General features: G+C 73.8%; 11 protein-coding genes and 1 rRNA gene. 4 read left to right on the forward strand and 8 right to left on the reverse strand.

Annotation, left to right across the window (positions count from 1 at the left end):
• Positions 1-36: 36 nt before the first annotated feature.
• Entirely contained in the window at positions 37-666 is a 630-nt protein-coding gene (locus tag ACFPZN_RS14245; protein WP_378282396.1) for a pyridoxamine 5'-phosphate oxidase family protein, read from the forward strand.
• Positions 667-727: 61 nt separating this feature from the next.
• Here ACFPZN_RS14245 and ACFPZN_RS14250 read toward each other — a convergent pair whose 3' ends face one another.
• A complete protein-coding gene (locus ACFPZN_RS14250; RefSeq protein WP_378282397.1) occupies positions 728-931 on the reverse strand; it encodes a DUF5302 domain-containing protein in 204 nt (67 codons plus the stop codon).
• 147 nt (positions 932-1,078) lie between these two features.
• On the opposite strand from ACFPZN_RS14250, the gene ACFPZN_RS14255 reads away from it, so the two are divergent.
• Positions 1,079-2,470 (forward strand): cytochrome P450 family protein, encoded by a 1,392-nt coding sequence (locus ACFPZN_RS14255; RefSeq protein ID WP_378282398.1) that lies wholly within the window; start codon positions 1,079-1,081, stop codon positions 2,468-2,470.
• A 22-nt stretch (positions 2,471-2,492) separates the two neighbouring features.
• Here the strand turns inward: ACFPZN_RS14255 and ACFPZN_RS14260 are convergent, their stop codons facing one another.
• On the reverse strand, positions 2,493-3,011 hold the full coding sequence (locus tag ACFPZN_RS14260) for a hypothetical protein (RefSeq protein ID WP_378282399.1): 519 nt from the start codon (positions 3,009-3,011) through the stop codon (positions 2,493-2,495).
• Between the two features lie 36 nt (positions 3,012-3,047).
• Positions 3,048-3,956 (reverse strand): endonuclease/exonuclease/phosphatase family protein, encoded by a 909-nt coding sequence (locus tag ACFPZN_RS14265; RefSeq protein ID WP_378282400.1) that lies wholly within the window; start codon positions 3,954-3,956, stop codon positions 3,048-3,050.
• A gap of 186 nt (positions 3,957-4,142) precedes the next feature.
• Between ACFPZN_RS14265 and ACFPZN_RS14270 the strand changes: the two genes are divergently transcribed.
• The gene (locus tag ACFPZN_RS14270) at positions 4,143-4,553 is read left to right on the forward strand and encodes a DUF2795 domain-containing protein (protein ID WP_378282401.1); all 411 of its coding nucleotides are present in this window, start codon (positions 4,143-4,145) and stop codon (positions 4,551-4,553) included.
• A gap of 46 nt (positions 4,554-4,599) precedes the next feature.
• Here ACFPZN_RS14270 and ACFPZN_RS14275 read toward each other — a convergent pair whose 3' ends face one another.
• The 3 genes from ACFPZN_RS14275 to ACFPZN_RS14285 all read right to left on the reverse strand — a co-directional run bounded on the left by ACFPZN_RS14275 (position 4,600) and on the right by ACFPZN_RS14285 (position 8,641).
• Positions 4,600-6,123, reverse strand: a complete 1,524-nt coding sequence (locus tag ACFPZN_RS14275) for an FAD-dependent monooxygenase (RefSeq protein ID WP_378282402.1) — start codon at positions 6,121-6,123, stop codon at positions 4,600-4,602.
• A gap of 79 nt (positions 6,124-6,202) precedes the next feature.
• Entirely contained in the window at positions 6,203-7,822 is a 1,620-nt protein-coding gene (locus ACFPZN_RS14280) for a long-chain-fatty-acid--CoA ligase (protein ID WP_378282403.1), read from the reverse strand.
• A gap of 111 nt (positions 7,823-7,933) precedes the next feature.
• Positions 7,934-8,641, reverse strand: coding sequence for a TetR/AcrR family transcriptional regulator (locus tag ACFPZN_RS14285; RefSeq protein WP_378282404.1), 708 nt, complete (start codon positions 8,639-8,641; stop codon positions 7,934-7,936).
• Between the two features lie 101 nt (positions 8,642-8,742).
• Between ACFPZN_RS14285 and ACFPZN_RS14290 the strand changes: the two genes are divergently transcribed.
• Positions 8,743-9,912 (forward strand): FAD-dependent oxidoreductase, encoded by a 1,170-nt coding sequence (locus tag ACFPZN_RS14290; RefSeq protein ID WP_378282405.1) that lies wholly within the window; start codon positions 8,743-8,745, stop codon positions 9,910-9,912.
• Here ACFPZN_RS14290 and murA read toward each other — a convergent pair whose 3' ends face one another.
• Both murA and rrf read right to left on the reverse strand, forming a co-directional pair.
• Complete coding sequence (gene murA / locus ACFPZN_RS14295; RefSeq protein ID WP_378282406.1) at positions 9,913-11,214, reverse strand: UDP-N-acetylglucosamine 1-carboxyvinyltransferase; 1,302 nt, start codon at positions 11,212-11,214, stop codon at positions 9,913-9,915.
• A 289-nt stretch (positions 11,215-11,503) separates the two neighbouring features.
• A 5S ribosomal RNA gene (gene rrf, locus ACFPZN_RS56765) occupies positions 11,504-11,572 on the reverse strand; the annotation flags it as partial.

An 11,572-nucleotide genomic window follows, 5' to 3' on the forward strand; every position in this document is an offset into this window, starting at 1 on the left:
CGATAATCTGGCGGTTCCCGAGCGCCGGAGGTCGCGGTGTCGCACGAGTCCACGGAGATCACATCGGAGGCCGAGCTGCGGGAGCTGCTCGGCGCGCCCATGCCCAGGGCGGTCGCCAAGGAGCGGGTGCGCCTGCACGCCTGGGACCGCGAATGGCTGGCCCGCTCGCCGTTCTGCCTGATCGCCACCAGCGACGCCGCGGGCGACTGCGACGTCTCGCCCAAGGGCGACCCGCCCGGGTTCACGCTGGTGCTGGACGAGCACACGATCGCGATCCCCGAGCGTCCCGGCAACCGGCGCGCCGACGGGTTCCGCAACATCCTGTCCAACCCGCACGTCGGGCTGATCCACCTGATCCCCGGGCGGAGCGAGACGCTGCGGATCAACGGGCGGGCGCGGCTGGTCCGGGAGGCGCCGTTCTTCGACCGGATGGTGGTCAAGGGGCACCGGCCGGTCCTGGCGCTGGTGGTCGAGATCGAGCAGATCTTCTTCCACTGCGCCAAGGCGTTCATGCGCTCGGAGCTGTGGCGGCCCGGCAGCTGGGAGCCGGACGCGCTGCCCTCGCACGCGCGCATCGTCAAGGACGTCCAGCGCGTGGAGGAGACGGTGGAGCAGTTGGAGACCTACTACGGCGACCAGTACGCCGCCAAGCTCTACGCGGGCTGACGGGCTGACGGCCGGACTCCCGTCCGGCCGTCATCCGGTCTCCCTCGCGGCGGAACCGGTGTCAGCCGCTCTTGCGGCGGAACTGGCGCTGGTGGTCGGCGCGGTCGTGGGCGCCGCGGACCTTGGAGCCCCTGCCACCGCCGCCCGCGCCCTTGGCCGCGGACGCGCCGCGCTTGCGCTCCAGCGCCTCCCGGAACCTGCGCTTCACCTCGTCCTCGGCGCCTTCCCGATCGCCGCCCGCCGGCTCTCCATCCGAGTCGCTCATGGGGACCTCCGCTCTCCTTGGGACACTCCTAGCGTCGCATGCCCGGTGGGAAGCCGCACGTCCGGTGGCCGCGGGACGGGTGTGATCTCTGTGGGATTGCACCAATCCGCGATCATGTCCGGGTCCGCTCTTCTAAAGTGCTGAAGGATGGACGCCCCCACCCCCGACGAGCACCCCCCGCTGGAATCGATCAGCGCCGAGCCCCTCCTCACCGCCGACTACCAGACCCGCCCGGCGGTGTTCTACGAGAGCCTGCGGGCCCGCTACGGCCCGGTCGTCCCCGTCGACGTCCTCGGTGTGCCGATCTGGCTCGTCCTGGGCTACGCGCAGGTGCTGGACGTGATGCGCGACCCGCGGGGCGTCTGGAGCAAGCGGGTCGAGTCCTGGCGGGCCCACGCCGAGGGCCGCGTCCCGGCCGACTGGCCGATGCTGCCCATCTACACCGCCGACAGCTCGGCGCAGCGCGACGGCGCGGAGCTGACCCGGCTGCGCAACGCGTGGAGCGTCGGCCTGCGCCCGTTCCAGGACCGCACCCGGCCGCAGGCCAAGGAGCTCGAACGGGCCGTCTCCCGGTACGCCGACGACCTCATCACCCTGATCGGCGAGGGCGGGCTTACCGGGCAGGCCGATCTGGCCACGCAGTACGCCCGGCCGCTGCCCCTGTTGATCATCAACCGGCTGCTGGGGTTCGAGGGCAGGCAGGGCGACGAGCTCGTCCAGGACCTGTGGCGGGCGCTGGACGCGGGGCCGGAGGCCGGCGCTGCGACGGCGCGGATCGCCGCCGCGGCGGCCGAGATCTGCGCGGCGCGGGCGCTCCAGCCGACCGACGACCTGGCCTCGCACATGCTGGCCGCGGCGCCCGACCTGACCCCGGAGGAGATCGCCCACGAGCTGCCGCTGGTGCTCGGGCTGCTCGGCGACCACACCGGCACCCTGATCTGCACGACGGCGGTCAAGGTGATCGGCGGGGACGTGCGGATGCGGGAGAGCCTGTCGGCCGGGATGCTCCCCGAGGTGGTCAACCGGGCGGTGATCGCCGACCCGCCGCTGGCCAACACCACCCTGCGCTGGCCGAAGACGGAGGTGCGGATGGGACGGTACCGGATCGCGGCCGGCGACCCGGTCATGCTCTCGCTCGCCGGCGCGCACACCGACCCGGCCTTCGCCGACGGCATCGACCCCGACGCCATCTACAGCTCCCGGGCGCATCTGGCCTGGGGTTCGGGGGCGCACGCCTGCCTGGGCCGGGAGCTGGCCACCACCGTCACGACCCTGGCCGTCGGGAAGCTGTTCGAGCGGTTCTCGGCGCTGCGGCTGGCGGTCCCCGAGGAGCAGCTGGGCTGGCACGCCTCACCGCTGTCGCGGTCGCTGCGCTCGCTGCCGGTGCTGTACGAGCTGCCCCCGGACGCCGCCGGGCGGCGTCCGGTCGGCCCGCCGCCCGAGCAGATCGAGGCGGAGCCGGAGGCGGGGCGGCAGGGCCCGACCGCCTCGGAGCCGTCGCTGGCACGCCGCGTGCTCCGCGCCTTCCGCAGATCCTGAGGGCCCGGCCGGGCCCGGAGGGTCAGCCCCCGGAGGTGTAGTGGCGGCGCAGACCCGCCAGCGTACGGGCGACCTCGTCGTCGTCGGGGAGGCCGTGGTCCTCGAAGAACCCGAGGAAGTCGGCACGCCGCGGGTCCCCGCCCGCCCCGACGAACGCGACCGTCTCCCCGACCCCCGCGGCGAACAGCAGCTCGCGGGGCAGCCCGAGCATGGTGTCGAAGCTGGTGGTCTTGGCGTCCCACAGCGGCCACACGTCCCGGGCCCGGCGGTGCTCGGCCACCAGCAGCGCGGCCATGCCGATGCCGTGGCCGAACCCCCAGGAGTGACGGTGCCAGAGCGCCTCCTGCTCCAGCAGGTAGAGCGGGAGGCCCGGATCGTGCCGGGCGGGCGGGCCGTCCTCGCCCAGCAGCGCCTCCAGGACGGCGCGCCGGTCGGCCGCGGCCGCGTCGTAGGGCAGCCCCTGGTCGTCGGTGCCGCCGTCGAAGGCCAGCAGCTCCCGGTGTTCGGGGTCGGCCCGCCACCAGTCCGGATCCGGGACCATCCCGCTCCTCGTCCTCAGGGTGTAGACGTCACGCGATCAGGCATTCTGCCCGATCGTGACGTGCGCGACCACCGGGTAGTGGTCGGAGGGGTAGAGGCCGCCCTGCTGGTAGGGGTCGATCTCGGTCCAGCGGGTCCGCACGGCGCCCCGCGACAGGATCCAGTCGATGCGGTCGCCGTCCGGCACCGGGGCCTTCCAGCCGCCGAAGGTGTTGTAGGCGGGGCCGCGCTTCTCCGCGGTCTTCCAGGTGTCGGCGAAGGCGTCGGCGCCGGTGAGGATCCGGTACGGCTCGGTCTTCTCCGCGGCGGCGTTGAAGTCGCCGGTCAGCACCACCGGGACCCCGGCCTCGAAGCCGCGCACCCGCTCCAGGATCAGCCCGGCGCTCTTCACGCGGGCGTTCTCCGACTGGTGGTCGAAGTGGGTGTTGACGTGGTAGAAGACCGTGCCGGTGCGGCGGTCGCGGAACTTGGCCCAGGTGACCATCCGGGTGATGGTGTTGCCCCAGGTCTTCGATCCGATCACGTGCGGGGTGTCGGACAGCCAGAAGTGGTCGAAGTCCAGCACCTCGAAGCGGTCCTTGCGATAGAAGATCGCCGAGAACTCGTCCCGGGTGCCGCCCTGGCGTCCCATTCCGACCCAGTCGTGCTCGGGCAGCGCGCCGTCCAGGTCGCGCATCTGCTGCCACAGGGCCTCCTGGACGCCCAGCAGGTCGGGGTGGTGCTTGCGCAGGACGTTCTTCATCAGGGGCAGGCGGGACGGCCAGTCCTTGGGCGGGGCGTCGGCGTTCAACCGGATGTTGTAGGACATCACGCGCAGCTTGGCGTCGCCGGCGAAGGCCGCGGGGGCGGCGACCACTCCGGCGACCACTCCGGCCACCAGGACCGCCAGCGCGATGAGCAGGTGAGGGAACCGGCGGAGCGCGCCGGACCGACCCGGGAGGGGCATGTCGATCCCTTCTCAAGATCTTCGATGACCGCCTCACGGTGACGGGCGCACATGGCGTCCCGGCGGCGTCCGGCCGAACGGCCCCGATCGGCTGCGCGACGCGCCGTGAACCGTTCCGGCTCGCGATCACGGCCCCGTTTATCCCGCGACGCTCGGGAACGACCCAGCGGGGAAGGGGGAGTGAACATGCAGCAGGACAAGAGCGACAAGCACGGCGCCCGGCTCGACGAGGAGATGGAGCACGAGACCGAGGGCATGGTCCGCGGCGGCCACTCCACGCGGGCCGAGGAGTTCAGGGAGGCCGAGCCCACCTCGGACGAGCCCGCCTGGGATCCGGCGACCGTCCCGGGCGGGCGGCGGGAGGGCTCGCCACCGGGGATGAGCCCGCAGGACGTGGAGGAGCGCAGCGCGCTGGCCCGGATCCTCACGGGCGTGCGCTACCCGGCCCGGCCGAACGAGCTGGTCGAGCACGTCTCCGGGGCCGACACACCGGAGACGGCCATCTCCGCGCTGGAGAGCCTGCCGGACCGGCCGTACGAGAACCTCGCCGACGTGGCCGACGAGCTCGGCTACGGACGGGAGGAGCGCCGCTTCTAACGGCCCGCGGCGCCGCCGCCGGGCTCGACGCGCTCAAGCGCGCCCGTCAGGCCCGCCGCTCGTGCTGCGGGAAATCGGTGGGCGCCCCGCACCAGCGGGTCAGCGCCTCCCGGATGGCGGCGGCCCGCCGGTCGGGCACGGTCTCGTCGGTCGCCCAGGCGATGTACCCGTCCGGCCTGACCAGCACGGTCGTACGGGTCGCCCCGCCCGCGACGACGCAGCGCACGCGATCGGCCCACCGTTTGGTCGCCAGATAGGTGACCGCCGGGTCGTTCGCCGCCACGACCAGGACGAACCGGCCGTCCCGCAGCGCCTCGTACAGCCTCCGGCGCGGGCCGGCCAGCCGCACGTCGGGGGCGCGGCGGCCGGCGAGCCGGTGCGCGCCGGGCGGCGCGGGGTAGGAGACGTCGATGCCGGAGATCGCCCCGGCCAGCCTCCGCTCCACCGGGCCGATCCGGGTCGCGACGCGGGCGACCGCCGTGCGGACGGCGCGCAGCAGCCGCGACTCCAGCAGCGCGCCGCGCAGCAGGGCGCCGCTGCCGCGCAGCACCGCGCGGCCGACCGGGTAGCGCTCGTCGTCGTAGCCGTCCAGCAGCCCGGGCGGCGCCCATCCGTGCAGGTCGGCGACCAGCCGCCAGCTGAGGTCGGCGGCGTCCTGCAGCCCGGTGTTCATGCCCTGGCCGCCCGCCGGGGAGTGCACGTGGGCGGCGTCGCCGGCCAGGAAGACCCGCCCGGCGCGGTACCGGGGGACCTGCCGCTCGTCGCTGTGGAAGCGGGAGGTCCAGCGCGGGTCGTGCATGCCGTGGTCGGTGCCGAGGGCACGCCGGGTGACCTCGCGGATCTCCTCCATGCTGACCGGCTCGGAGTCGGCGACCTGGTGCCGCCGGTTCCAGGCGATCACCCGGTACCAGCCGTCGCCGAACGGCGCCAGGAACGCGAAGGCGTCGCCGACCGCGTTCGCGGTCAGCACCTCGCGCGGCGCGTCGTTCAGCCGCACGTCGGCCAGCATCACCGAGCGCACCACCGAGCGTCCCGGGAACGGGAGCCCCAGCTCGCGGCGGACGGTGCTGGCCGCCCCGTCGGCGCCGACCAGGTAGCGCGCGGTCAGCACGTGCTCGGAGCCGTCGGCCCTCCGGACCCGGGCCCGGACGCCGTCGTCGTCCTGCTCCAGTCCGGTCAGGTCGGTGCCCCAGGCGATCCGCGCCCCGGCGTCCAGGGCCCGTTCCTCCAGCACCCGTTCGGTCTCGTACTGGGGCGTGATCAGCACGAAGGGGAAGCGGCCCGGCAGCCGGTCCATCCGCACCCGGGCCGTGCCCGGGAGCCGCAGCGTGGTGATCCGTTCGCCGGTGCGCAGCAGCTCGTCCGCCACGCCGCGCGCGTCCAGCTGTTCCAGGGTGCGGGCGTGCACCGCGAAGGCCCGGGTGAGGTTCAGCTCGCCGGTGCGTCGCTCCAGCACCGTGCAGCGCACGCCGGAGGCGGCGAGGTCCCCGGCGAGCAGCAGTCCTGTGGGGCCGGCGCCGACGACGAGCACGTCGGCGGGCGCCATGTCGCTCTCGCTCTTGTCGGCCATGGTCGGGACCCTTCCCACCGTGCCGCGTTTCGCACCTGCGCGCCCGTCCCGTCAGGGCGTCCTGGACGGGACACGGCGCTCACCCCCGGGCCCGGCCCTCCCCGGCCGGCCGCTCCCTGTCCCTCAGCCGAAACTTCTGGATCTTGCCGGTGGAGGTCTTCGGCAGCTCCGCCACGAACTCGATGACGTCGGGGACCTTGAAGCGGGCCAGCCGGTCCCGGACGTGCCCGGCCAGCTCCTCCATCTCCACCGCGGCGCCGTCCCGCAGCACCACGAACGCCTTGGGCCGCTCGCCCCACCGCTCGTCCGGCACCGCCACGACCGCCGCCTCCGCGACGGCCGGGTGGGAGTCCAGCGCGCTCTCCACCTCGACCGTGGAGATGTTCTCCCCGCCGGAGATGATGATGTCCTTGGCCCGGTCGCGCAGCTCCACGTACCCGTCGGGATGACGGACGCCCAGGTCGCCGGAGTGGAACCAGCCGCCCCGGAAGGCGTGCGCGGTGGCCTCGGGATCGTCGTGGTAGCCGGCCATGACGTTGTTGCCGCGCATCACGATCTCGCCGAGCGTCGCGCCGTCGGCGGGCACGTCGTCCATGTCCTCGCCGACCACCCGCAGCCCGTCGGTCTGCAGCATGCCCACGCCCTGCCGGGAAAGCAGCCGGGCCCGCTCCCCCGCGTCCAGGCGGGGCCAGTCCGGCTGCGGCTCGCACACCGAGTACGGCCCGTAGGTCTCGGTCAGCCCGTACACGTGGACCAGCCGCGCCCCCAGCTCCTCCATCCGCCCGATGATCGTGGGGCTGGGCGGGGCCGCGGCGGTGGTGATGACGAGCGGCAGCGGCAGCGGGTGGGCGCGCGGCGAGTCGGCGATCATGCGGAGCACGGTCGGGGCGCCGTTGAGGTGGGTGACGCCCTCCTCGTCGATCAGCCGCCAGATCCTGCCGGCGTCCACCGCCCGCAGGCACACCTGGGTGCCGCCGATCGCCGCCAGGGCCCATCCCGTGCACCAGCCGTTGCAGTGGAACATCGGCAGCGTCCACAGGTAGACGCTGTCCGGGGTGTGCCGGGAGTGCACGATCTCGCCGAGCGCGTTGAGGTACGCCCCGCGGTGGGTGTAGACGACGCCCTTCGGCTTGCCGGTGGTGCCGGAGGTGTAGTTGATGGAGATCGGGGCGTTCTCGTCGGCCACGGTCCAGGGCAGCGGGTCGTCGGAGCCGCTCTCGAGCAGGTCCTGGTAGGAGAGGCCGCCCACCGCGGGGTCGGGCGACGCGCCGGACTCGGGGTCGGTCACGGTGACGATGTGCTCGACCGTGGCCAGCCCCCCGGCGGCGGACGGCGCCGCGGCGGGATGCAGGGCCGCTTCCACCACCAGCACCTTCGCCCTGGAGTGGTCGCAGATGTAGCGGACCTCCTCGGGCGCGAGCCGGGTGTTGATCGCGACCAGCACGGCCCCGGCCAGCGGCACGGCGAACTGCGCGACCAGCGACTCGGGGACGTTGGGCGCCAGGTAGGCCACCCGGTCGCCGGGGCCGACGCCGAGGGAGCGCAGCGCGTGCGCGAGCCGGACGGCGTGCGCGGCGAACTCGGCGTAGGTGCTGCGCCGCTCGCCGTAGACGACGGCGGTCTTGCCGGGGAACACCTGCGCCGACCGTTCGAGGAACGAGAGCGGGGTCAGCGGGGTGTAGGCGGGGCCAGTGTCCACGATGACCTCCAGAACCGTCGCGGTGGGGAAGCGGGCTGGGCTGCCGCGCCCTCACATCCTCCCCACGGACGGCCGTTCGCAACGCCGCGGCCCGCCGGACGGTCACCAAAGTCAGACCTCGGCGGGCGGAGGTCGGCCGGCGGAGGGCGGCGGCCCGGCCAGCCCGTTCAGCAGCAGCCGGGTCAGCGTCCCGACGATCTCGCCGTCGTCCGCGTCCGGGCCGTCCTCGCCCGCGGTGAGGACCGCGTACCCGAACATCGAGATCATCGCGCCCATCGCGGCGGCGACCAGCGCCGGATCGCCGGGCAGCGGGTGCCCGCGCTCGCGCGAGTACTCCAGGTGGTCGCGGAAGTCGGCGGTCTCCCGCACCAGGGTCCGCCACGTCCCGCCCGCCCCCGGGTCGTCGGCCATGAGGGCCTGCATCCGCGCGACCACCACGGGGAGGTGGTCGCGGTAGACGTTCCAGGCCACCTCGAGATGCTCCCGGAGCTGGTCGCGGTCGGTGAGGTCGTGCTCGCGCGGGTGCGCGGGGCCGCGCTCCCGGTCGCGCGCGCCGATCTCCTCGTCGGCCTGGGCGCCCATGTCGGCCATGAGGGCCTGGAGCAGCTCCTCCTTGCCCGCGAAGTGGTCGTAGAAGGAGCCGGTGGCGCGGCCCGCCTCGGCCGTGATGTCGGTGATCTTGGTGTTGAGATAGCCGCGCTCCATGAACAGCCGCCGCGCCGCCGCCTTCAGCGCCTCGCGCGTCTCGGCCGCCCGCGCCTTCCGGACCCCCGCCTTGGGGGCCGCCGCCCTCTCGGCTCCCGTCTTCCGTTGGGCCACCCGTCCTCCGCCCTCGCTTGACGCCTCCTGGTCGCGACATCATACTGAACCGAAATTCGCCGAATAGAGATTCGGTGAATGTAGATTCGGGGAGGTTTCCGATGCGCGTGGTCGTGGCGGGCGGCGGCGTGGCCGGGGCGGCGAGCGCGATCGCGTTCCGGCGGATCGGCGCCGAGGTGACGGTGTACGAGTCGCACGCCGACCCGGCGGGACCCGTCGGCTCCTTCATCAGCCTCGCCGCCAACGGGCTGCGCGGGCTGGAGGCGCTGGGCTGCCTCGACCGCGTCCGGGACGCCGGGTTCCCGGTCCCCCGCCAGCGGCTGTGGGCCGGATCCGGCAAGCTGCTGGGCGACCTGCCGCGCGGCCGGCTGTCGGACGACCCGACGCACAGCGTCACACTGTGGCGGGGCCGGCTGGTCGAGGAACTGCGCGCCGAGGCCGTCCGGCTCGGCGCCGAGATCGTCACCGGCGAGCGGCTCACCGGCGCGGACACCGAGCCCTCCGGCGGCGTGCGGGCCAGGTTCGAGAGCGGGCGCACCGCCGAGGGCGACCTGCTGACCGGCGCCGACGGCATCTGGTCGGCCACCCGCCGGATCCTCGCCCCGTCCGCGCCGGGGCCCGTCTACGGCGGCTACTACACCGTCTCGGGAGTGGCCTCGGGCGTGGACGCCGCACCGGGAACCCTCGAACCCGGAACGTTCAACATGGTGTTCGCGCGCGCCGGGACGTTCATCTCCATCGCCGTCCCCGACGGCACCGTGTGGTGGGCCGCGCAGGTCACCGCGCCGGAACCGCCCGGCCCCGGCACGATCACACCCGACTCTCCAGCCCGGCTCTACCGGGACGAGGAGCACCCCTCGGCCGTCCTGCGCGCCGCGACCGAGACGCACCGGCCCGCACCGCACCACGTCCTGGAGTCCGTGCGGGTCTGGCACGGCGACCGGACCGTCCTGGTCGGCGACGCCGCGCACCCGGTCGGGGCCGGGCAGGGCGCGTCGATGGCGGTCGAGGACGCCGTCGTGCTCGCCCGCGCCGCCGCCACCGAGCCGACGGTTCCCACCGCGCTCGCCGCCTACGAGCGCGACCGCCGCGCCCGTACCGCCAAGCTGGTCAGGATGGCCGCGGCCAACCGCGACGCCAAGACGGCCGGGCCGGTGGCGCGGCGCGTCCAGAACATCGTCATGCCGCTGGCCCTCCGCGTCTTCTACGAGCGCTCGACCGCCTGGCTCTACGACCACGACCTCGCGCCGCTCCCGCCGAGCGCGGCCTGATCAGCGCGGGTTCAGGGTGAGGCCGAGGTTCTGGAACTGCTCCACCGGGTGGTGGTAGCCGCGCTCGATGTGGTGGACGCCGCGCAGCGTGGACGGCCCCTCCGCCACCGCGGCGGCCAGGACGGCCGAGAACCCCGCCCGGATGTCGGGCATGGTCACGTCGCCGCCGCGCAGCTTGGAGACGCCGCGGACCACGGCCGAGTGCAGGGCGCTGGTGTCGTGGTAGCGGCAGGCGGGTCCGCCCAGGCACGTGTCGTAGACCTCGATCTCCGCGCCCATGCTCTTGAGCGCCGGCACGTACGCCAGCCGGTTCTCGTAGACGGTCTCGTGCAGCACCGACATGCCGTCGGCCTGCGTGAACAGGACCATCAGCGGGGTCTGCCAGTCGGTGGCGAACCCCGGATGGGTGTCGGTCTGCACGGCGGCGGGCCGCAGCCCCTGCGGCGCCGAGGCCATGATCCAGTCGTCGGTGATCTCGAACCGGGCGCCCATCCGGGCCAGCGTGGTGATCGCCGTGACCAGGCGGTCCTGCGGGCAGCCGTGGACGCGCACCTCGCCCCGGGTGACCAGCCCGGCCACCAGGTAGGAGAACGCCTCGATCCGGTCGCCGGCCAGGGTGGTCTCGGCGCCGTTCAGCCGCGCCACGCCCTCCACCACGATCCGCCGGTCGGGGCTGAAGGAGATCCCGGCGCCCATCCGCTGCAGGAACAGCGCCAGCTCGATGATCTCCGGCTCGGTGGCGGCGTTCCGGATCACCGTCTTGCCCTCGGCGAGCACGGCCGCCAGCAGCACCGTCTCGGTGGCGCCCACACTGGGGTAGGGCAGCTCGATCCGCGTGCCGCGCAACCGGGAGGCGCGGGCGTGGATGCCGTCGGCCGCGATCTCCACCTCGGCGCCGAACGCGCGCAGCGCGTCGACGTGGAAGTCGATCGGGCGGCGGCCGATCGGGTCCCCGCCCACCAGCGGGACGAACGCCTCGCCCGCGCGGTGCAGCAGCGGCCCGAGCATCAGGATGGGAATCCGGTTGAGACCGGTGAAGGCCTTGGGCACGTTCGGCTCGGCGACCGGACCGGTGGTGATCGTCAACTGGTCGGCCGAGCGCTCCACACTGGTGCCCAGATGCTCCAGCATCGCCGCGGTGATCCCGACCTCGCCGACGTCCGGCGCGTTCCGGATGACGCTCGGCCCGTCCCCGAGCATGGCGGCCACCATGTGCTTGCTCACGGCGTTCTTCGCCCCGCGAACGGTGACGTCACCGCGCAGCGGCCCGGACGGCTCGATCTCCCACACCTTTTCGGTCACCCGAGCAGCCTACGGGTGCCCCGGAGGACGACCAACCCGCAGCGCCGCGGCCGCTCCCGGCCGGCGGGCCTCCGCACTCGCCCGGCAACCGGGACGAATCCCCGCAGACCGACCCTCCCCAGCGACGCCGACATCCCCACACCAGATGTACGGACCCGGCCGAGAGGAGCCCACCTTCTCACCGCGGCAGGCCGTCCGGCCGGGGGTTGCCGTCGTACACGAACCAAAAAGGCAGATAAATGAGAAAGGGCCCCGCCGGTAAACCCGGCAGGGCCCTTTCCTAATATGTGTCCGGCGGTGTCCTACTCTCCCACACAGTCTCCCATGCAGTACCATCGGCGCTGAAGGGCTTAACTTC

This window comes from Actinomadura rugatobispora, from assembly GCF_042656285.1.
In the GTDB taxonomy this organism is placed as follows: Bacteria; Actinomycetota; Actinomycetes; order Streptosporangiales; family Streptosporangiaceae; genus Spirillospora; species Spirillospora rugatobispora.